Genomic DNA, 20,862 nt, shown 5'->3' with positions numbered 1-20,862 from the left:
TTTTGTATGGACTTCACCGGAGTCTATGATGCAGTGGCTGTCTGGCGATTCTTGCAGATGAAAGAGATCTTATGTTAAGAGGAATGAAGATCGACGGCGGCAACTTAGAACTAAAGAAAGGCAAGCCCCAATTGCGGGGCTTGCCTTTTCTGCCGTTATTATTGCTGGGCTGCGGCATCCAATTGAACCGCCACGTAGCTTCCAAACTCCACCATGCCTGCACTATCCAGCTTAGCGGCATCGTATTGCTTGATGACCTCGGCAGTTTTCTGCATTAGCTCCGAGCTGTCGGTATTGCCCAGAACGCGCAGGACTACCAGAGTCTCGCCTTTTTTCAGCTGTTCGGCCAGCTTGGTCTTGTAGGCGTCGAGGGAATCTACCTCAAGTCCTTGTGTCACGTAATAATCGTAAGCATTGCTGGTGGCCTTGAACAGAGGCAGCTCGTGGTCCAGCCAGTAGGCCTTATCCATCACATACTCTACATCGGTGGCTGTAGCATCATTGGAGTTATAGAGCAGATAAGGAAGTCCGGTATTGGTAGCGTTATTGGTCGGGTCAACATTGACCCATTCGTCGCCGAGCTTCACCTTGTTCCAGGCGTGATTCACGCCGCTCATGGTTCCTGTGACGACCATCGAAGGGACCTGGGCGAGATCCGAGAGCAACTGGAAGGTATGTGCATAGCTCATGCATACGCCGACTTTTTTAACCAGAATGCCATAGGTATTGAAAGAATCATTATACTTCGCATCAACGGTCTTGAACTCCTGCTCCTTGGCATTCTCCAGTGCAGCATCATCATAGACGGTGTTATCATTCAGATAATCGTAGATCGCCATCTGCTTCTCATCTGCGCTCATGCCTTCCTTGATCGTAGCCGCGATTACTTTATCCGCTTCGGCAAGGATTTCCTTCTGCTTGGAGCGGATGGACTCGGCAGAATCATCGTAACTCACATTCAGCGTCAGCTTCTCATAATCGTAGCCATAGCCGCGGAAGCCGAGAATGAGCGGGTTCTGGTAGACCACCTTCTCAATTACATCCACCAGGGTGCGGGCATTCTGCGCCTCCGGGAAGGCTTGCAGCGAGATTTCAGTCTCGCCGTTGATCAGTGTTAATGCAAGATACTCCTCCAGCGCAGAGTCAGCATGAATCAGGTCTGCCCGTATCGTGGTGCCCGGAACCGCCTGCTTGTTGCCTTCCTCTACCTTGCTCTTGGTATTTTCTTTTTGCTGGTCGATGACATTATCCCCAGGTTCGCTGGCGTTCCCGCTATCGCTGTTGTCGATGATCGTCGGGACATCCGGTGCAGGCACATAATCTGTGTTATTCTGCGGCTCCACATATCCCGGATTCGCCTTGTTGCTCTGGGCAGCGGCAAGACTGGCAATATCGGCTTCCGTCAATTGCGCAACCTGGACATATCCCTTGAGCGCAGTACCTTGAAGTGTATACGGGACATCGGTTGGACCGGAAGACTTAAGGGTGATTGCTGCGGTGTCGTACAGCACTGTTACTGAGGCTTTGGAGCCGTCGATGAACTGGACCGGAACGGTTTTGGGCAGCTCTTTGGCATTCTTGTACAATTTCAGGTTGATGTTATCCTCAGCTGCCACGGTGCGCGGCAGCCGTTTGGATAGAGCCACGGTATCCGCCGAGCGGCTGAACCGGGATTCTTTGTCCCCCTGAACGGCAGTGACGTAATATTCCCCTTGCACATTGTTATTCTGTACGCTGGTGATCGTCTCATCTACTACACCGAGCGCACCGCGTCCATCCTTCATGAAGTCGTTATACGAAGTATTCTTCACTGTTGCAATCAGCAGCGGGCGCTGATCCGCATAGCCCTGCTCCGCACCGCTGAGCGGCTCATTCGTGTTCTCCATCGTAATGTGGGAAGCGCTATAAATGTTATAGCTCTCTGCACCCGGCACCTCATCCCACACCAGGGTCAACCGTCCATCCAGACTGATGTCGGCTTGCAGGTTCGGCACAGGCAGATCCGATTTCACCGTAAACGGAATGATCACCGGCTGCTTCAGCAGAGTTGGCGACTTGGCATCCAGGTCATAGTTGAGCCGGATGTAGTAGACAGGCGCGTTCCCCCAGGAGCTGGCTCCGGTAGCGCGCAGGGAATCGGAGGGAAGAACGCCGAAGCCGAGCGGCTTGATGGAGTATACGCTTTTGCCGTCAATGAGCTGTGAATCCTCAAGGGTTCCGACCTTGCTCTCCGGCAGTGCCTTGATATCGGTATGTACGGACAACGTCTTGCCAATGGCTTCGGAGCCAAGATCCGTATTGAATCTGAAGATGAATTCCATATCCTGCTCCACATTATACATAGGCATGATGCCCGGATTATGCTCTGCTTCATCTGAATCATACTTTTGCTTCAGATCATACACGGTCTGGGAAGCCTCCGGCGGAGGGTTCCCCGAAGTGTTCTTCGTCTCGGCAGTTGCCGTAGCAGCCGGGCTGGATGACGGCGCTGGACTTCCTTCCTTGCTGCCCCCCATGCAGCCTGTCAGAATCACACACATGATGAGCAGCAGTATTGCCATTTGTTTCACTTTCACTAACGTCCTCTCCCGTCTGGTTTCTGTATGAGAGTAATCATGGATCATCCAGAATTACCCATTATAAATCACAGGAGATATATAACCCATTGGGATACTATTAAAACAAAATTGGGATAATTTATATTTAAGTATTTTTTGCAGCAGGGTATATGGGGGAGGCGATGGGAAGGATTGAAAGAATGATAAGCGCTTTGCGGTCACAGGCTGTTTTAACAAGAGTGTATTTGTTTAAGCCGTTTACGCTTTCCTGACCAGCTCTTGGAGCTGGTCATTAATGTTATCCCTGCATAATCCTCCGTGATAACAAATAACCGATTTAATGTCGAAGTCTAAAAATTTTTCTAGGGAACGGAAGGCTGTGTTCATATCCGGTGTGGAATGCGGGTGCGGTCCCCCCAAGATGCCCTCCACACTGAACATTGCATCACCAACAACAAGGGCTTTGCTTTGTTTCAAATAGAGACTAATATGTCCAGGCGTATGCCCAGGTGTGAAGATAACTTGAATTCCCCCGCAATACGGAAGCTCTTGTCTATCAGCCAAGGTGCTGTCAACTTTGGCCTTTGGAGAGTTCTCTAATAAGTAGGCCACTATTTTCAAACGTTCGTCTTCCGGTAGGGATTTTAATTGCCAGGCCATACTATCGAGATTTGCCTTCATAAGGGGCAATTGGCCTTCGATATATGGTTGTTCCATCGCATGCGCGTATACTTTAATATCTCCATCAGATTTCTGCAGGATTTCAGGAAGACTGCCGATGTGGTCAATATCTTGATGAGTTAAAACGATTGCTTTCAACTTGTCCATGGAGACTCCACACTCGTTCATGGCTGCACGTATTTGCTCGAATTGACCGGGTGTGCCAGTATCAATTAAGACAGCAGCTTCATCGTCCCAAATCAGGGTAGGATTCAATTCTTGACGACTGCCGAATACTTCAACCTGCAATTCCAGCATTTCTACTCCACTCGAAATTTTCATCATTTCTTCTCTCCTATTATATGAATTAGTACTCTTTACTATATAAACGAAATGGAGTCATCTAAAGATACGGGGGCGCTGAGTATTCGCAGCCATTCATGTTATAATTCACTTACACGTAATCCGTTAGGAAGCGAAGGAGGCAGAACCAAGTGTCGAATCCGGATGAGCAAAAGCAGCATTCGTATCAGGATTGGTTGTCATGGGACGGGGGATGGGAATTAATTAACGGCAAAGCCTATAATATGTCGCCAGCGCCTACAGCCTTTCACCAGTATGTTGTAGGGGAGCTATATTTCGCACTGCGTACACACCTGGAGAATAAGAGCTGTCATGTGTTTGTCGCTCCATTCGATGTGTTCTTCAGCGAGGATGATTCTGCTTCAATGCCCGATCATGTAACACAACCCGATCTGTCTGTGGTCTGCTCCAAGAATCAGATTTCCAAGAACGGCTGCCACGGCGCACCAACCCTTATAATCGAAGTGTTATCGCCGTCAACAGCCCTCAAGGACTTCAATGAGAAGTTCAATCTGTACCAGAAGTATGGCGTCCAGGAATACTGGATTGTCGATCCCGGCAACCGCACGGTTCATGTGTATGCGCTGCAGGATGGCCTATATCAGGTGAGGGACTTATATTCAGAGCAGGATAGCGTGCGGTCGAATGTGTTTAAGGATTTTCAGCTGCCGCTGGGCAAACTGTTTGACCTCCAAATCTAATACCACAAGTAGAAACGGCTTCGCCGTCCTCTTAAAGGATGGTACCGTTTCAGCGAGAAATAGAAGGATAAGTTATCATGTGCAACGCATAAATTCTTATATTTTCAAACAAGCCGCAGTGTAATTGCCTATAGCAACTACACTGCGGCTTATTGTACGAACCCGTATATTCCTTTACATAAACCGCCGCTGCACCTTTTTACCGTCATAGGTGAACAGGGCGTTTTTGTCTTCCACGACAGTCTGCAGATGCACGGTACGGCCCCAGAGGGCGTAGATATGCGGGAGCGTGCGCTCCAGGTATTTCAGATCCAGCTCGACGCTCTCATAGCGGTGGGCAATCAAGAGTTCGCCGTTCCGCTCATAATCGGCATCCTGGATGACGAGGTACGGGGAGCCACCGTTCACCCGGGCCAGCACCAGCTGGTCGCGTACATTTTCCCACGTTTTATCGGTAATTTTCCACTCCGGGCCTTTTTTCTCGAACACATAGAGGTCCAGGTCGTTCACCAGCTCCTTCGACAGATAACTGCGGATGAAGGAGATGTCGGAATCCAGCTCGCGTACCTCGAACATCCGGTCCCGGTCCCAGCGGCGCTCGATATCCTCGAAAATCTTCAGCCCCAGGTAGTACGGATTCAGGCTTTGGCGGGAGGGCTGGACCACCGATGAATTCAGCTTGGCGTATTCGACAGTCTCTTCGGCAGTCAGGTCCAGCTCGCGCATAATCCGCTGATGCCAGTAGGAGGCCCAGCCTTCGTTCATGATCTTCGTCTCCATCTGCGGCCAGAAATAGAGCATCTCGTCACGGAGCATCGTCATGATGTCGCGCTGCCAGTCCTCTAGAGCGGTGGAGTATTGCTGGATGAACCAGACGATATCTTTCTCCGGCTCCGGGGGAAAAGCACGCTTACCAGCAGTCTCCGGCTCCTGCGGCACAGCATCGGTCTTTTCCAAATCCCACAGCTCGCTGTAGGCACTAGGCGGTGCTGAATTGTCGGTTGCGGCGTCCTTGCGCTCTTTCATCTTGGCTTCGAGCAGATGGGTCTTGCCCAGCTTGCGCGGCTGAATCAGGCTGGGATCGATATGCTCCTGGATCGCCAGCACGGAATCGATGAAGCTCTCTACGGTGTCTGTACCATAAGTGACGGAATAATCATTGATGCGGTCGGCGGTGGCGGACATGCTCTCGACCATATCCCGGTTGGACATGGAGAAGCGCATATTGTTCTTGAAGAAGTCGCAGTGCGCCAGCACATGCGCAACAATCAGCTTGTTCTGCACCAGAGAGTTGCCGTCCAGCAGGAAGGCGTAGCACGGATTAGAGTTGATGACCAGCTCATAAATTTTGCTCAGGCCGAAATCGTATTGAGCCTTCATTTTATGAAAAGTCTTGCCAAAGCTCCAGTGCCCGAACCGGGTAGGCATCCCGTACGCACCGAAGGTATAAATAATATCCGCCGGACATATCTCATAACGCATCGGATAAAAATCGAGCCCAAACCCGGAAGCAATCTCCGTGATCTCGGCAATCGACCGCTCCAGCGCTTTAATCTCATCATCACCGGGCATGCATCCATCTCTCCTTCCAGCTTGTGAACCGTTCTTCCTATGTATATGGGGGGAGGGGAGGGAGTATGATGAGCATACGCGTTGCATGAGGGGATAGAAGTGTTATTGTACAAAAAATAGCCTAACCTCTTAGCGTATTCGCTGTGGGTTAGGCTATTCACTCGTTATTCTTAGGAAACTACTTCTTAAATGTATGCCAAAAACAGCATAAATTATGTTGTGCGCAGTCGTGTGGACCGAATGTATGCCAAAAACAGCATACATTGTGCTGGCGCGCAGGTAATCTCATTCCGCCGTCCTCCACTTGGCTTTGTCCCTTTATTGTATCAGAATATCAGCCATTAAAAAGCTCTCCAAAACGATCCTGCATCGTTCATGGAGAGCTTTTTTGCATAAGCATCTTGGTGATGCTAGCCCAGCTTAAATATCCCTCATTCCGCTTCCGTATAAAACAGTTTTAGCAGAATATTCTGCGGATAGTTTCCGAAGTGCTCCCCGAAGATGGTAAGTCCGCCTTTGTTCTTAGAATTTCCGTCAATCCCAATCCTCAGCTTGATGAAGGGGGACTCTTCGATCTTTAGCTGGGCGAGGGTGACCGATGATATTTTTTGACCGTCTATTCCAGTATCCTTTTTGGTGACTCTTAAATGCTTCAACAGGCCGTACTGGCTGAGCTCGTTATTCCACCAGGCCGGTGTTATTTTCCCGCGCACATCTGAGAAATTCCCCGGAGCGGTCCAGGTGCCTAAAAAAACATCGTTGATATAAAAAGCGATATCACTTGGCCAATTGTTGTTGGATTCAGGAAATTCTGAAGAGAGCTCTAAGGATAACTCTAATAATTCTGCAGTGAAATTGTGGTTGAACTCATTCGGAATGATATATTCAACGAAGCCCTCCGCGAACCAAAGTAAGGAAGCCTCGATCCGGTCATTGGAGACGAAGGTCCGTTGATCATCCAGCTTGCCGATAATTTTAGCCGGGCTGGCTAATCCGCAGGTAGGGGTGACGGAGAAATTAGAATAGTAGCCCAGCTTAATTTCATTCGTAATGACTTTAAAAGGAAGATGGAGCTTTTGCGGGAAGTTGAGGGCAATATGATCTACCGCAACAATGAAATTCTTCTTTCGGCTGTCGGTAGCCTCTAGATTGTCCTGGAGCTTGATGATCTTGGCGTCCTCCAGTAGCCGGATATGGCGTGAGACGATCGCTTTGCTTAAGTTTAGTTTGGCGGCGAGCTCACTGACCGTAAGCGGTGTATGTAACAATAGTCTGAGAATCGAAGCTCTTGTGTCCGATGCCAGTGCTTTCAGAACAGAAATACCATGATCGTCGAGTTCTAAGAACATATGGACCTCCGGTTGTTAACTTTTTGGTTTACAATAAACAGTCTGGTTAAGCGTTAATTTTATTTAGTATACCACAAAGTTGAAAATCAGGAATAACGCTGATATATGCTTGAAAGAACGCTTTCATCATGATAGTATTTGCTTGCCCGCGAGGAAGATTTACTAACTAAATCACAAAAAGTTAACTTTTATTGTTGTGGACTACTAAGATGGGAGCTGAAGCTGGATGACACACAGGATGGAATATCCGCGTCCGCAGTTCGTCAGAGACGCATGGCTTAACTTAAATGGAACCTGGCAATTTGAATTTGATGACAGGAATGAGGGAGCCGCGCAGCGGTGGTTTGATCCAGGCGAGAATTTCAGCCAGACCATTCAGGTTCCCTTTGCTTTTCAGACCCCTGCCAGTGGAATACATGATACCACGTTTCATGACTATGTCTGGTATAAGCGCAACTTCACGCTTGATCCGGACTGGTACCAGAAGCGGGTGATACTACATTTTGGAGCGGTAGATTACAGAGCTTGGGTGTATGTGAATGGTCAATATATCGGGATGCATGAGGGTGGGCACACTTCATTTTCTTTTGACATTACCCATGCCTTGACCGGTCAGGAGGAACAGGTAACGGTTCATGTGGAGGACCCTTCAACGGATGAGACGATACCGCGTGGCAAACAGTTCTGGATAGAGCAGCCGGAAAGCATCTGGTATACCCGCACGAGCGGGATTTGGCAGACCGTGTGGCTGGAGGCGGTAAACCCAGTGCATATTCAGCAGGTGAAATTTACGCCGGATTTGGATCAAGGGAGTATTGGCATAGAAGTGAAGTCTGAGGGACACGGATCAGAAGAATTAGATTTGGATATCCGTATTTCTTTTGGCGGAGTACCTGTTATTCAGGATCGTATACGATTGTTACAGCCTATAACAAGCAGAATAGTAGATCTGTTTGGTCTGAAAATATTCCGTACAAACTTTCATCGGGCCGGCTGGACTTGGAGTCCAGAAACGCCTAATTTGTTTGATGTGGAAATGAAGCTGTACGATCACGGGGTTGAGGCGGACTCTATAGAGTCGTATTTCGGCATGCGGAAGGTTCATACAGAGAATGGTATGGTCTATCTGAATAACAAACCGTATTACCAGAAGCTTGTACTGGACCAAGGGTATTGGCAGGAAGGTTTACTTACGGCGCCGACGGATGACCATCTGAAGAAGGATATCGAATTAGCCAAAGAATTAGGGTTCAACGGTTGCCGGAAGCATCAGAAGGTCGAGGACCCGCGGTTTTTGTACTGGGCTGACCGGATGGGGTTCCTGGTATGGGGAGAATGTGCGGCGAACGCCTGTTACAATAATGATGCTGTAGCCCGGTTAACCAAAGAATGGATTGAGATTATTGACCGTGACTTCAATCATCCCTCGATTGTGGCCTGGGTTCCGCTGAACGAAAGCTGGGGCATTCCGCTGGTGAAATCGGATAAGCAGCAGCAGTATCACAGCATAGCGATGTATAGTCTGATTCATTCCTTGGATCATACCCGGTTAGTCATATCGAATGACGGATGGGAAATGACACTGACGGACATTTGTGCGGTACACAATTATCAGCACGGCAGGGCAGATGAGCCCGATAAGTATGAAGAGTTCAAGCGCATTCTTTCCACAAAAGATACGATGCTTGCTTCCAAGCCATCGGCCCGCAGTGTATATGCAGACGGATATGACCATCAGGGAGAGCCGATCTTGTTAACTGAATTCGGTGGCATCAGCTATAAGGCTGGCGCTGACGATGGCTGGGGATATACCAGTGCACAATCTGCAGACGATCTTGTTCAGGAATACGGAAGAATCATGAAGGCTGTATACGCGTCCAAAATTATTTATGGCTATTGTTATACACAGTTAACGGATGTGGAGCAGGAGATTAACGGCCTGGTAGCCTATGACCGGACACCCAAATGCGATCTGGCGTTAATTAAAGAAATTAACGAACAATGGCATCTGCGGACCATTTAATCGGAACTTATGAAATGATAAGGAGCTGATGAATTTATGACAAATGAAATATTGCTTGACAAAATCGGGCTGGTCGTAGACAGGCTTATGAACCTGGGCGGCAGCGACTATGAAAAGGATAAAACCGTGGTACAGGCCGAGACCAGAGTAGGGATTGTGCAACGGGATTTCGGCATTGAAGAATGGGATTGGCCGCAGGGCGTAGGTCTTTATGGTCTTTACAAGCTGCAAAAGCATTATGGCGATACGCGTTATCTGGAATTTTTCCGGAATTGGGTTTCCCGTAACCTGGAGGCGGGCCTGCCTTCCAAAAACATTAATACAACCGCTCCTTATCTGCCTCTGGTGCTGCTCCTGGAGCAGCTTGAGCCTTCCGGCGAACTGGAGGAGCTATGCCGGGAGCATGCGGATTGGCTCATCCATGAGCTGCCCAAGACCAAAGAAGGCGGCTTCCAGCATACGGTCACTGCGATTGGCAACCGGGATGGCATTCACCTGCACAATGGACAGCTATGGATTGATACACTCTTTATGGCGGTGCTGTTTCTGAACCAGGCGGGGCGCAAGTTTAACCGGCCGGAGTGGGGGCAAGAAGCTGAACACCAGATTCTGCTGCATATCAAGTATTTGTTCGACAAGCATACCGGCCTGTTCTTCCACGGCTGGAGCTTCGAACGCAATGATAATTTCGGCAGTATCTTCTGGTGCCGCGGCAATTCCTGGTTCACATATGGGATCGCCGATTATCTGGAAGCCTGCCAGGATTCGATTAGCCCGGGGGTCCGGCGGTTTCTGATAGATACGTATACTGCTCAGGTTAATGCCCTGGTATCCCTCCAGGCAGCTTCCGGTCTGTGGCATACCGTCCTGCAGGACCCAACCAGCTATGAAGAGGTATCCGGGTCGGCCGCAATTGCCGCAGGGATTATAAAAGGCATCAAAACCGGTATTCTTGATTCCTCCTATCAGGCTGCGGCAGACAAGGCCATTCAGGCGGTATGTCAAAATATTAGCGCAGATGGAACGGTGCTGAATGTGTCGGCCGGAACCGGAATGGGGATGGATAAGGAGCATTACAAGAACATTGCCCTTAGACCTATGGCGTACGGACAGTCTTTGGCTCTTATTGCATTGTATGAAGCTTTAAAATAAACGGCAAAAAGCCTAATCCTTGAGCGTTTACGCCAGAGGATCAGGCTTTTTTTCACAATAAATATGTTAAGATTACATTAATTAATACTTGGATATCGACGAACGGGAGGGATAAGTAATGACCGATTTTACAGCGATTCGGGACCTGTTCCATATTACAGAACCGTGCGGATTTGATAATGAATCATTAACACCGTGGGTGGAACGTTACGGGCATATTCCGCAGGTGCTGCGGGCGTATTATACGGAGCTTGGGGCCCACTCTGCACTCAACGCGACTCAGGATTTTCTGGTTCAGCCTCAGAATTTTCCGCGTTATATGGAAGAAGACTACTGCATCTTTTATACCGAAAATCAGGAAGCCTGCGTGTGGGGAATCCGTGCAGCGGATATGAAGCTCGATAATCCTCCCGTCTATGTGCGCAGCGGAGAGGAATGGGAGCGCCTGCGTTCGTCTGTTAAGGAATTTTTGCTGGCTATGGCCCATTTGCAGGCAGTGCTGGCGATGGAGTACAGCAGCGAAGAATATTGGGACATCGATGAGGCTGCTGCGGAGCGGATTGAGCAGAACTTTCCATCCCGCCAAGCGGATTCGGATTTGTACACGGGCGTACGCTTTTTTGGCCGGCCGGGTGAATTGATTGTGATTATGAACAACAACGGGAGCCATCTGCTAATGTTCGCGGCCGAAGACGAGGAACGCCTTGATGAGTTATACAATCTCTTTGAGCAGTGGACGGACGAATAATCCCCCTTCCCCCCAGCAAAAGCCCCGTATACGCCAAACAAGGGCCTGACCGCAGTCAGGCCCCGCTCAACACTCCATCTTATTGCATTTTGAAGTCTACTTAACCATACACCCGCACCTCAATAATCTCCGCATACTCACTGCCGTTGGTCTCCGGGATCACGACCCGCAGGCGGTCGGCTGTTACAGCCTCGTTCAGCGTGTGTACCCGCTTGCGCTTGTGGTTGTCATGTTCCCCGGCAACTGCGGTCCATTTGCCGCCCGTGTAAGCTTCAATTCGATACTCCTTAACGAGCGTTGGCAGGATTTCGTAAGGTGTAACATGATGATGCAGGTTGATCAGATCCTCATTCACGTCGTCGTTGAAGGTAATGTGAACCTCGCGCAGAGTTACCGGCTCGCTCCAGGCCAGCTCCAGCCACTCCGGCTCGCCGGAGGCCATCCGGTCCGAGGACCACAGGTGCGGCCCGCCGTAAGGACGGAGGTAGCCGTCGATGACTTTATCCGCAGCGAAGGCGCTTGTTGTCCCGGACAGACGAAGGCATGGGGCCTTATGGTCGAATTTCTTTTTGTCCCATTGCACTACAGGCTGTGCGGGCGGATTCTCGCCGAAGTCCCGCGAGGCTGCGGGGATCTCGTTATGCCCATAGGCGAGCATTCCTGAAGCTGGCTCATCTGCCATATGCAAGGACAGCGCAGCATTGGCCTTGACGACCAGGAACGCGTTGCGCGGCGTCTCCGGCTGCCACTGAACCGGGAGTTCCACCCACTGGGCGACTCCAGCCTGAACGGGAGCGGATACAGACTGGATTAACGTATGGGGTATATAATTCTCGGGCCGTCCGGTCTCCCATAGCTCGACCGTCAGCTCTGCGGCTTCGGCTGCATCAATCAGCAGCTCGATTCCGTCCAGTTCAGGATCGGCCGGAACGGTGATGCCGATGTTAGCGGTGAGCGGTACGCTGAACGCAGATTGCTCCACAGCGAACCGGCTCCGCTCGCTGGAGGCGCTGAGCGCAGCCTTCAGTGCCAGATCGGCTTCATCCTCGTTGCGCAGCCCGAGGATGGAAGCATCCTGGCGCAGCATCGTCTGCTGCAGCTCGTTCAGGTGGGCCGCATGCAGTTCGCGCGGCGATATTCCCTTGGCGGCGCAGAGTGCCGCGCCGATACCGGCGGCTTCGCCGATGACCGCGCAGGTAGCCATGACGCGGGTTGTGCCGAACGCGACATGCGAGGCGCTGATGTCGCGGCCGGCCATCAGCAGATTGCTGACGTTCACCGAATACAGAGAACGGAACGGGATGTGATAGCTGCCGTCCGAATACATATGCTTCGAGCCTGACTCTGTAGCGTACACACCCTGCGGCGGATGCAAATCAATGGACCAGCCTCCGAACGCTACGCGGTCCGGGAATTCGCGCTGGGCCAGGATATCATTCTGATTCAGGACATAATCGCCAATGAACCGGCGGTACTCCCGCTTGCCCGGAGTCGAACCGACCCATTCCAGCGTCATGTTGTCAGCGTCGAATTTGCCGGAATTCTTAATATAGTCCCAGATCCCGTAGATCACAGACCACAGCTCGTCGCGGATGGCCTCATTGTCATGAACGGTGTCCTGCTCGCCGCCGAATTCGATCCACCAGTAGGCGCAGCCGTTGTCGCCGCTGCGGATGATCCGGCGCTCGGCAATAGCGGTTTGTGTAATATCCTTTGCCATGGCCGGAGCGATATATTTGACCGGATGGCCTGCGTCCTTGGTATAGAAGAGCAGTGTGCTGCCGAGCGTAATATCATCTGCGACCAGTGGTGCCCATTCCTCATTATATTCTTCGCGTGCTTCACGGCCCAGCCGGTACTCTGCACCTGCGAGGAAGCCTACCAGGCCATCCCCTGTACAGTCCAGAAAAACCGCGCTTTCAAAAGTAATTCTCCGTTCCGACCCCATCATCCAGCCCGTCACGGACCGGATGCTCCGCTGGCCGCTGCCATCCTCGGAAGCATCGACCTCATGTACATCCGTATTCAGGAATAACTGAATGTTCGGTTCGGCCTTAACTGCTTCAAGCACAACCATATCCCACAGATACGGATTGCCGTCTTTGTTGCGGTACTGATTCTCCACAAACAGCTCGCCCATGATCCCCGTTTCACGGGCATACCGGTGGATACCGTGTGAAGTTGCGCCGCAGACCCATACCCGCACCTCGCTGCTGGAGTTGCCGCCGAGCACCGGACGGTTATTAATCAGCGCCACACGCCGGCCCAGCCGGGCTGCCGCAATCGCTGCGCATACCCCTGCCAGTCCGCCGCCTACCACCGTTACATCCGTGTTGACCGTTTCACTACGCATTGTTGAACCTCTCCTTTGGTATATGTTAATATATCCGTAGTTTCATGATAGGATAATCATTAATCAAATGACATGCATATAATTTCTTGATCTATATACTTAATTTCAATGAATGATGCAACCTAAGGAGAGTCAGACATGCGCATGAATTGGTCGGTTCGTCCGGCAGCCTATATCTATTGGGAGCAGAAAAAACAGTTCCTGCTGGAGCACGACACCTATCCCGTGTGGACGTTATTTGCGGTTGAGCAGGGACACTTCGCTTACCGCTTCGGAGACTATGAAGGGGAGGGAGGGTTCGGGGACATCATTGTATGTCCGCCGGGGACAACCTTTTACCGGAGAACGCTTAGTCCGTTGACCTTTCATTTCATACAATTCGAATGGGCAGAAGAGGGGGGACCGGAGGACGCCGCCACGCTTGGAGGCAGTTGGACGGTCAGGGATGTGGAGCGCCTAAGATCTACCTACCGCTATATGCGGAGTATCGGAAGAGGGATTCAGGAGGAGCCGGGGTATAGCAGGATGAAGCATATGCTGGAGGATCTCTGGAGGCTGCTTGAAATCGAGCGCAGCAGCGCATCATCCGTAGAGCTGAGCTCTGGAGAGGCAAGCCCTGGCCCGCTGATGCATCAGGCTAAGCAATGGCTGCTGGAGCACGCTTGTACACCTATGACCCTGCAGGAGCTGGCCGCTACCCTTGATATTACTCCGGTACAATTAACGCGGCGTTTCCGTGCAGCCTATGGGACGGCCCCTTCGGACTTCGTGACCGGACTCCGGCTCAGACGGGCTTGCCAGCTCTTGGAGGATTCCAGACTGCCCATTGAAGGGATCGCCCAGCAGTGCGGTTACGAGAACGGCTTCTACCTAAGCCGGGTGTTCACGGCCAAGCTGGGATTAACACCATCCCGGTACCGTAAGCTGCACCGCGTATAATTTTTTCCGCCCGGATGCAATTTGTAATTCCGCAATAACAATTGTTAAACATAACTAATTATATTAATATATAATTAGATTGTAATCTAATTATAGAGAGCAGTATTGTTTTCTGGGGAAAGGAATGATGTGAGATGATTGAGAACCATGCTTCTGTCACCGCCGCAAGCAATATTATGGATGCTAACCAAGGTAAGAGTTATCCCACATTTGCGTATTCGGTATTAGACCGTTATATTGCCGGGGACATTACTATCGATAAGTCTTCGGCGCTGATCGGTACTTCTTCAGGCATTTATACAGTGGTGGGGGATGAGACGAATGATGACTTTGCCTCCCGGCTTATGCGCGAATTCAAGCGTAGAGAGAAGCTTAATCAGAGATTTACGTTGTTTTCATCCTCTGAGGGGTGGGATCGCAGAATCAATGAGCTGTTTGGGGCGCAGCTAAGGCAAATGCAGCGGTATTCTTTTACATTCAATGAGCACCTTTTCATGCAAGCTGGAAGAGCGGGGATACCGGATGGGTTCCGGCTGAACAGGACAACTGAGGAATCGCTTGAGGGGCATAGAGAGTTCGATGCAGCGTACATCCGGAAATACTGGGGATCGATTGAACGTTTTCTGGAAAAAGGCATCGGCTTCTATGTTACGGAACACGATGTATTTGCAGGCGAATGTGTCTCCATCTTCTCGTCTGATCAATATGCGGAAATTGATATCGTAACGAATCCTCTGTTTAGGGGAAGGGGCGTGGCGGGGTGTGTTGCCGAAGCTTTTATCCTGGAGTGCTTAGAACGTCAGATCACGCCAAGATGGGACTGTGACCTTCACAATACGGCCTCCATCCGGTTGGCGCAGAAGTTGAATTTTACCGCTCCACAGAGCTATTCGCTCTATGTGACGAAGTAAGGCTGAATCGTTATAGTAATATACGGGTATGTAGATGGAATAGAGAGGGGGAATTACATGTTTAAGCACAAGTTTGGATTATTCTTGCTGGTCTCTGTATTCTTGTTGTTTGTTACAGGCTGCGGTCCTTCAAGAGCAGAGGTCGTTGATCAGCTGGTGTCCAAGGAAGTGAATGTACTCCACATGCATATGTTTTCCAATTCACGGGATTGGGATATTGAAATAAATGAGGTACATAATTCTGAGCCTGCGCTCGTGGAGCATATCCCTCATGTGACTGTGCATACAGAGGAGAAGAAGCTGAAATGGCTGGAGGTACTGGGACTGGAAGCAAAACGGCCCGTAGTTGTGATTTTTGATCATGAACAAATGGTGTATCACACAAGTGATCCTGAACAGTTAAGAGAATATGCTAAGACGTTTGATTGAAATAACGAAAGTGAATTCTACTCCATAGTACAGCGACAGCAAGAGACGTTATCCGTCCCCTGCTGTCGCTGTTTCTGTTTGCAGGACAAGAAAGTATAAAAAACAGGAAAAAGAACATAGAAAGCGCAAGAAAATTAAACTTATACGAACTATAATTGGTTATGCTTACATATCGTTGATTGAGTATTCGTACCTATCGTCCGCGTAAAGGAGGACTTCGAATTTGAGAACATTCCGTAATCCGGTGCTCCCGGGCTTCTACCCTGATCCTTCGGCCATCCGTGTCGGGGAGGATTATTATCTGGTCACTTCAAGCTTTGAATTCTATCCCGGAGTTCCGGTTTTTCACAGCAGGGACCTTGTCCACTGGCGCCAGCTGGGCCATGTGCTGGACCGTCCGTCCCAGCTCAATCTGGACGGGATTCTTCCGTCGAGGGGGATTTGGGCGCCGACCCTCCGGTACCATCAGGGTCTCTTTTATATGATCACGACGTTTGTTGATAATCACAAGGAATCGCATAATTTCTACGTAACCTCCGCTGATCCGGCGGGAGAGTGGTCAGATCCTGTCTGGCTGGAGGACGCGCCCGGCATTGATCCCTCCCTGTTCTTCGATGAAGACGGGAAGGTATATTACACCGGTAACCGTGTGCCTCCCGAAGGCCAGGATTATCCGAAGCATATGGATATCTGGCTGCAGGAAATTGATCTGGCGCAGGGCAGACTCACCGGTCCGAAGCACAGCCTCTGGCAAGGTGCACTGAAGACTGCACATGCCCAGGAAGGGCCGCATCTGTATTTCATCGGAGGCTGGTATTATCTGCTGACCGCTGAGGGCGGCACCGGCCATACCCATGCGGTGACGGTTGCCAGAAGCCGGAACGTGACGGGGCCCTATGAGGGATATCGGGCCAACCCGATTCTGACCCACCGCCATCTCGGCAGGGAGTATCCCATCGTGAATACGGGCCACGGGGAGCTTGTGGAGACGCAGCACGGGGAGTGGTGGATGCTCTGTCTGGCCTCCCGGACCTGCGGGGGATATTACCGCAACCTGGGCCGGGAGACCTTTCTGACTCCGGTCAAGTGGGAGGACGAATGGCCGGTAGTGAATCCCGGCAAGGGCGTCCTTGAGCTTGAGGGGCCGGCGCCGGATCTGCCGGTGACGAAGTGGCCGCTGCTGCCGGTGCGGGATGATTTTACTGCCGGGGAGCTTAGCCCGGTCTGGAACTTCCTGCGCACGCCGCGCGGCGAATTCTGGAGCCTCAGCGAGCATCCGGGACATCTGCGGCTGCGGCTGAAGCCGGAGGTGCTGGCGGAGACCGGCAATCCGGCTTATATCGGAAGACGGCAGCAGCATCTCAGCTTCAAAGCCGCAGCGGAGATGCGCTTCCAGCCGGAGGCCGCAGGCGAGAGCGCCGGACTGGCCCTGCTCCAGAATGCGGACAACCACTTCCGCTATGAACGGGTGGCAGAGGATGGAGGGCAGCTGCTGAAGCTGACCGTCCGCAGCAGAGGAGCTGAGCAATTGCTGGCCTCTGCGCCGTATGCGCTGGATACGGTACAGCTTAAGGTAGAAGCCCGGGGGCAGGATTACAGCTTTTATTATAGAGCCGCAGATTCTGACACCTGGACCGCACTGCATGAACGGGCTGACGGCCGGGTGCTGAGCACGGATTGGGCCGGAGGTTTTACAGGGGCCTATATCGGAATGTACGCCAGTGCGGGTGGAGCGCAGAGCAGCAATGTTGCGGATTACGGCTGGTTCAGCTATGAAGAGCTTGAATAGACACTGAAGGAGGAATACGATGACAACAATACATGATTCCGCAGCTTATCCAATCCCGGAGCTGCCGCAGATTCCGCAGCACATTTTCTGTATTACAGACTATGGAGCAGAAGCTGAAGGACTGCTGTGTACGTCTGCTATACAGGATACCCTGGATGCCTGCGCTGCCGCAGGAGGAGGAACGGTGATCATCCCGCCGGGAGTCTGGCGCACCGGGCCGCTGACGCTGCACAGCCGGATCAATCTGTGTGCCGAGCGGGGGGCGCTTGTATGCTTTGAACCCGACTACAATCTATATCCGCTGCTGTTCTCCCATTACGAAGGGACTGCCGGCTGGCGCTGCCAGGCTCCGCTGGATGGGGAGGATCTGAGCGATGTAGCCATTACCGGTGAAGGTATCTTCGATGGCAGCGGTGAGGCCTGGCGTCCGGTGAAACGCTTCAAGCGGACGGAACTGGAGTGGAATAGCCTGCTTGCCTCCGGGGGAGCCTTGGATGAACAGGGTGAGATATGGTGGCCTTCCAAGGAAGCGCTTGCGGGAGAAGCTGATGTTCTGCAGCTGAAGGATAACGGTGAGACTGCAATGGAGGCCTATCTCCCTGCCCGTGCGTATCTGCGTCCTGCGCTGCTGAGCCTGCGGAATTGCCGGAGAGTGCTGCTGGAGGGGCCGACCTTTCAGAATTCTCCTGCCTGGTGTCTGCATCCCATGGGCTGTGAGCAGGTTACAATCAGACATATTCAGGTCCGTAATCCGTGGTTCTCCCAGAACGGGGACGGGCTGGATCTGGAGTCATGTACACATGCGCTGGTGGAGCATTGCAGGTTCGATGTAGGCGACGATGCCATCTGCCTGAAATCGGGCAAGGATGAGGAAGGCCGCCGGGCAGGAAGAGCCTGCAGGTACATTACGATCCGCCATTGTACGGTCTATCACGGACATGGCGGGGTAGTGATCGGCAGTGAAATGTCGGGCGGTGTGCATGCGGTCCGGGTGAACGACTGCGTATTCATGGGTACGGACATCGGGCTGCGCTTCAAGAGTACCCGGGGAAGAGGCGGCGTAGTAGAGGATATCCTGGTGGAAAATATTCAGATGTCAGGCATCGTCCATGAAGCGGTATCCTTCCACCTGTTCTATGCCGGGGTGGAGGGGTCTGAGGGCTATGACGAGCAAGAGGTTCCGGTCACGGAGGAGACTCCGCAGTTCCGTAACATCACGCTGCGGAATATGGCCTGCCACGGGGCGGCAACCGCGCTGCTCGTGAACGGGTTACCGGAAATGCCGCTTGCTGCGCTTACGGTGGAGAACTTCAGCGCCATAAGCAGGCGGGGCATCATCCTGCGCCATGCAGCAGGGCTGAAGCTGGACCGGATCAGGCTGCAGACGCAGGAGGAGCCGCAGGTACAGATGCATAAGTGCAGTGATGTGGAGCTTGTCCGTTCAGGAGAGCTGGCCATCACAGAGCTTTAACCTTAGGACTCCGGCGCAGGCTGCGCTCCCGCTTCCTTGCGGTACTGGAGCGGGGTCAGGCCGGTTGATTTTTTGAAAGTTTTATTGAAATGGGACAGATGCTCGAAGCCGACTGCCCCTGCGATCTCCTGGATTCTGGCGGGGGTTCCGGCCAGCAGGCGCTGGGCCTCGCGGACCCTGATATGGACGATATATTCCCGGAAATGAAAGCCGGTCAGGCGATGAAATACCCGGCTCAAATAAGAGGGACTGATGAAAAAGTCCTTGGCGGTCTCTTCCAGCGTAAGCGCTTCCCGGTAATGGGCGCGGATATAAGTGGCGACATCGGTTACCAGATGGTGCAGCGGATGACGGGTGCCGCCAGCCTGGGCCGTACTCTCCGAACGCTGGAGCAGAATCATCAGCTCGGTCAATAGAGCAGTGACACTGACTTCGTACAAGGGCCGCCGGATACGGGATTCCTCCAGCATGCGGTTTAGCAGGGACTCCGCTTCATTCTGCTCGCGCAGGGTCAGCCGGAACAAGCGGTAGCGGTGGCTCTGGAACCACTGCTGCTCGTTCCTCAGTACCGGGGGCAGCAGCAGCGGGTCATAGTTGATCAGAATCCGCTCGAACTCCGCCTTCTCTGAGCTTGCCGTGGAATGAAGCTCGCGGCCGGGAATCAGAATCAGCTCGCCTTTGTGAACCGTAACCACCCGGTCGTCTACGAAATATACACGCTCCCCGTCCGTCAGGTAATACAGCTCAGTCCATTCATGGCTGTGGGGGCGCGGCATCGCAGTGATGCCTTTACGTTTCATATGCTGGATGCTGAAGCGTCCGTCTTCAAGATGATATTTGGGATTAGGGCCAGATACGCTGTTCATACATCTCCTCTTCTCCTGGAAGCTGTTAGAGTTATTATAGAATACATTCAGGTTGCTGTGAAAGGAGCCGTCCATGTTAATTATAGTCTCGAAGAATGCCGGAGAAGGATACAGCAGTCTGCAGGAGGCGCTGGATTCCATTCCTCAGGGGGAGATGCAGGCCGTAACCATACGGATTAAGCCCGGGATCTATGAGGAAAAGGTTACGATCGCCCGTGAAGCCCCGCCCATCCTGCTGCTGGGAGAGGATCAGCATTCCACGATAGTTTCATGGAATGATAATGCCCATACGCTCGGCGCGGACGGTGAACCGCTGCGCACCTTCCGCACCGGCACACTGAACGTGTTCGCAGAAGACTTTACTGCCGAGAATCTGACCATCCGCAACACCTCCGGCCCGGGTACCGGACAGGCGGTCGCGGCGTTCGTGGATGCCGGGCAGGCTGTGTTCCGGCGTGTACGTCTGTTAGGTGACCAGGATACCCTATATACCGGGCCGGGGCGGCAATATTATGATGATTGCTACATTGAAGGGGATGTGGATTATATTTTTGGTCCGGCAACTGCGTTGTTTGACCGCTGTCATCTCCACAACAAGCGTTCCAGAGGGTATATCACAGCGGCTTCAACGCCGGAGGGAGCGGCCTTCGGTTATGTGTTCCTGGACTGCCGGATAACCGGCGGCGAAGGGGTAAGTGAGTGCTATCTCGGACGCCCTTGGCGACCTTACGCACATGTCGCCTTCATCCGCACGGTGATGGACGGCTCGGTAACCGGCGAAGGCTGGCATAACTGGGGGCAGCCGGACCGGGAGCAGACCAGCCGCTATGAAGAGTATGGCAGCAGCGGCCTTGGTGCTTGCCCCGAAGGCCGGGTGGCGTGGTCACGCCAGTTAACTGCGGAGGAAGCCGCACAGTACCGGATTCTGTCTGTGCTGGACGGCTGGCATCCCGAGGGCTATTAATCGCTTGGACTACA

16 protein-coding genes are annotated in these 20,862 nt (G+C 52.1%); 10 read left to right on the top strand and 6 right to left on the bottom strand.

Annotated features, from left to right (window positions below; all coding sequences use genetic code 11):
• Positions 1-158 precede the first annotated feature (158 nt).
• Both NSU18_RS10385 and NSU18_RS10380 read right to left on the bottom strand, forming a co-directional pair.
• A complete protein-coding gene (locus tag NSU18_RS10385; protein WP_341148948.1) occupies positions 159-2,576 on the bottom strand; it encodes a transglutaminase domain-containing protein in 2,418 nt (805 codons plus the stop codon).
• Positions 2,577-2,816: 240 nt separating this feature from the next.
• The gene (locus NSU18_RS10380; protein ID WP_341151019.1) at positions 2,817-3,560 is read right to left on the bottom strand and encodes an MBL fold metallo-hydrolase; all 744 of its coding nucleotides are present in this window, start codon (positions 3,558-3,560) and stop codon (positions 2,817-2,819) included.
• A gap of 152 nt (positions 3,561-3,712) precedes the next feature.
• Here NSU18_RS10380 and NSU18_RS10375 point away from each other — a divergent pair, with 152 nt between their 5' ends.
• On the top strand, positions 3,713-4,282 hold the full coding sequence (locus NSU18_RS10375; protein ID WP_341019946.1) for a Uma2 family endonuclease: 570 nt from the start codon (positions 3,713-3,715) through the stop codon (positions 4,280-4,282).
• A 174-nt stretch (positions 4,283-4,456) separates the two neighbouring features.
• Here the strand turns inward: NSU18_RS10375 and NSU18_RS10370 are convergent, their stop codons facing one another.
• Entirely contained in the window at positions 4,457-5,854 is a 1,398-nt protein-coding gene (locus tag NSU18_RS10370) for a SpoVR family protein (RefSeq protein ID WP_341019948.1), read from the bottom strand.
• 431 nt (positions 5,855-6,285) lie between these two features.
• Positions 6,286-7,203, bottom strand: coding sequence for an ArsR/SmtB family transcription factor (locus NSU18_RS10365; protein WP_341148947.1), 918 nt, complete (start codon positions 7,201-7,203; stop codon positions 6,286-6,288).
• Positions 7,204-7,429: 226 nt separating this feature from the next.
• Between NSU18_RS10365 and NSU18_RS10360 the strand changes: the two genes are divergently transcribed.
• The 3 genes from NSU18_RS10360 (at position 7,430) to NSU18_RS10350 (ending at position 11,126) form a co-directional block, all read left to right on the top strand.
• Complete coding sequence (locus NSU18_RS10360; RefSeq protein WP_341148946.1) at positions 7,430-9,226, top strand: glycoside hydrolase family 2 protein; 1,797 nt, start codon at positions 7,430-7,432, stop codon at positions 9,224-9,226.
• 36 nt (positions 9,227-9,262) lie between these two features.
• Positions 9,263-10,378 (top strand): glycoside hydrolase family 88/105 protein, encoded by a 1,116-nt coding sequence (locus NSU18_RS10355; RefSeq protein ID WP_341148945.1) that lies wholly within the window; start codon positions 9,263-9,265, stop codon positions 10,376-10,378.
• 118 nt (positions 10,379-10,496) lie between these two features.
• The gene (locus NSU18_RS10350) at positions 10,497-11,126 is read left to right on the top strand and encodes a hypothetical protein (RefSeq protein ID WP_341148944.1); all 630 of its coding nucleotides are present in this window, start codon (positions 10,497-10,499) and stop codon (positions 11,124-11,126) included.
• Positions 11,127-11,226: 100 nt separating this feature from the next.
• Here NSU18_RS10350 and NSU18_RS10345 read toward each other — a convergent pair whose 3' ends face one another.
• The gene (locus NSU18_RS10345) at positions 11,227-13,479 is read right to left on the bottom strand and encodes an FAD-dependent oxidoreductase (protein WP_341019967.1); all 2,253 of its coding nucleotides are present in this window, start codon (positions 13,477-13,479) and stop codon (positions 11,227-11,229) included.
• Positions 13,480-13,617: 138 nt separating this feature from the next.
• Here NSU18_RS10345 and NSU18_RS10340 point away from each other — a divergent pair, with 138 nt between their 5' ends.
• From NSU18_RS10340 to NSU18_RS10320, 5 genes are all read left to right on the top strand, one after another.
• On the top strand, positions 13,618-14,418 hold the full coding sequence (locus NSU18_RS10340) for an AraC family transcriptional regulator (RefSeq protein WP_341019969.1): 801 nt from the start codon (positions 13,618-13,620) through the stop codon (positions 14,416-14,418).
• A gap of 134 nt (positions 14,419-14,552) precedes the next feature.
• Entirely contained in the window at positions 14,553-15,329 is a 777-nt protein-coding gene (locus NSU18_RS10335) for a GNAT family N-acetyltransferase (RefSeq protein WP_341019971.1), read from the top strand.
• Positions 15,330-15,386: 57 nt separating this feature from the next.
• Complete coding sequence (locus NSU18_RS10330) at positions 15,387-15,758, top strand: hypothetical protein (RefSeq protein WP_341019972.1); 372 nt, start codon at positions 15,387-15,389, stop codon at positions 15,756-15,758.
• A 223-nt stretch (positions 15,759-15,981) separates the two neighbouring features.
• Complete coding sequence (locus NSU18_RS10325; protein ID WP_341148943.1) at positions 15,982-17,547, top strand: glycoside hydrolase family 43 protein; 1,566 nt, start codon at positions 15,982-15,984, stop codon at positions 17,545-17,547.
• A gap of 19 nt (positions 17,548-17,566) precedes the next feature.
• The gene (locus tag NSU18_RS10320) at positions 17,567-19,018 is read left to right on the top strand and encodes a glycoside hydrolase family 28 protein (protein WP_341148942.1); all 1,452 of its coding nucleotides are present in this window, start codon (positions 17,567-17,569) and stop codon (positions 19,016-19,018) included.
• 2 nt (positions 19,019-19,020) lie between these two features.
• On the opposite strand, the gene NSU18_RS10315 is transcribed toward NSU18_RS10320, so the two are convergent.
• Positions 19,021-19,884, bottom strand: coding sequence for an AraC family transcriptional regulator (locus NSU18_RS10315; RefSeq protein WP_341019977.1), 864 nt, complete (start codon positions 19,882-19,884; stop codon positions 19,021-19,023).
• A gap of 73 nt (positions 19,885-19,957) precedes the next feature.
• Here NSU18_RS10315 and NSU18_RS10310 point away from each other — a divergent pair, with 73 nt between their 5' ends.
• On the top strand, positions 19,958-20,848 hold the full coding sequence (locus NSU18_RS10310) for a pectinesterase family protein (RefSeq protein WP_341019978.1): 891 nt from the start codon (positions 19,958-19,960) through the stop codon (positions 20,846-20,848).
• The last annotated feature ends 14 nt before the right edge of the window (positions 20,849-20,862 follow it).

Origin of the sequence: Paenibacillus sp. FSL H8-0048 (assembly GCF_038002825.1) — a bacterium.
GTDB lineage: Bacteria > Bacillota > Bacilli > Paenibacillales > Paenibacillaceae > Paenibacillus_AQ.
The sequence above is the reverse complement of the archived record's forward strand: the minus strand, read 5'-3'. Positions and strand labels throughout refer to the sequence as shown.

Excerpts from the sequence above, each read along its gene's own strand:
- NSU18_RS10315 (WP_341019977.1), bottom strand. The coding sequence starts at position 19,884 with ATGAACAGCGTATCTGGCCCTAATCCCAAATATCATCTTGAAGACGGA.
- NSU18_RS10335 (WP_341019971.1), top strand. The coding sequence starts at position 14,553 with ATGATTGAGAACCATGCTTCTGTCACCGCCGCAAGCAATATTATGGAT.
- NSU18_RS10350 (WP_341148944.1), top strand. The coding sequence starts at position 10,497 with ATGACCGATTTTACAGCGATTCGGGACCTGTTCCATATTACAGAACCG.
- NSU18_RS10380 (WP_341151019.1), bottom strand. The coding sequence starts at position 3,560 with ATGAAAATTTCGAGTGGAGTAGAAATGCTGGAATTGCAGGTTGAAGTA.
- NSU18_RS10370 (WP_341019948.1), bottom strand. The coding sequence starts at position 5,854 with ATGCCCGGTGATGATGAGATTAAAGCGCTGGAGCGGTCGATTGCCGAG.
- NSU18_RS10330 (WP_341019972.1), top strand. The coding sequence starts at position 15,387 with ATGTTTAAGCACAAGTTTGGATTATTCTTGCTGGTCTCTGTATTCTTG.
- NSU18_RS10360 (WP_341148946.1), top strand. The coding sequence starts at position 7,430 with ATGACACACAGGATGGAATATCCGCGTCCGCAGTTCGTCAGAGACGCA.
- NSU18_RS10310 (WP_341019978.1), top strand. The coding sequence starts at position 19,958 with ATGTTAATTATAGTCTCGAAGAATGCCGGAGAAGGATACAGCAGTCTG.
- NSU18_RS10320 (WP_341148942.1), top strand. The coding sequence starts at position 17,567 with ATGACAACAATACATGATTCCGCAGCTTATCCAATCCCGGAGCTGCCG.
- NSU18_RS10345 (WP_341019967.1), bottom strand. The coding sequence starts at position 13,479 with ATGCGTAGTGAAACGGTCAACACGGATGTAACGGTGGTAGGCGGCGGA.
- NSU18_RS10355 (WP_341148945.1), top strand. The coding sequence starts at position 9,263 with ATGACAAATGAAATATTGCTTGACAAAATCGGGCTGGTCGTAGACAGG.
- NSU18_RS10340 (WP_341019969.1), top strand. The coding sequence starts at position 13,618 with ATGCGCATGAATTGGTCGGTTCGTCCGGCAGCCTATATCTATTGGGAG.
- NSU18_RS10365 (WP_341148947.1), bottom strand. The coding sequence starts at position 7,203 with ATGTTCTTAGAACTCGACGATCATGGTATTTCTGTTCTGAAAGCACTG.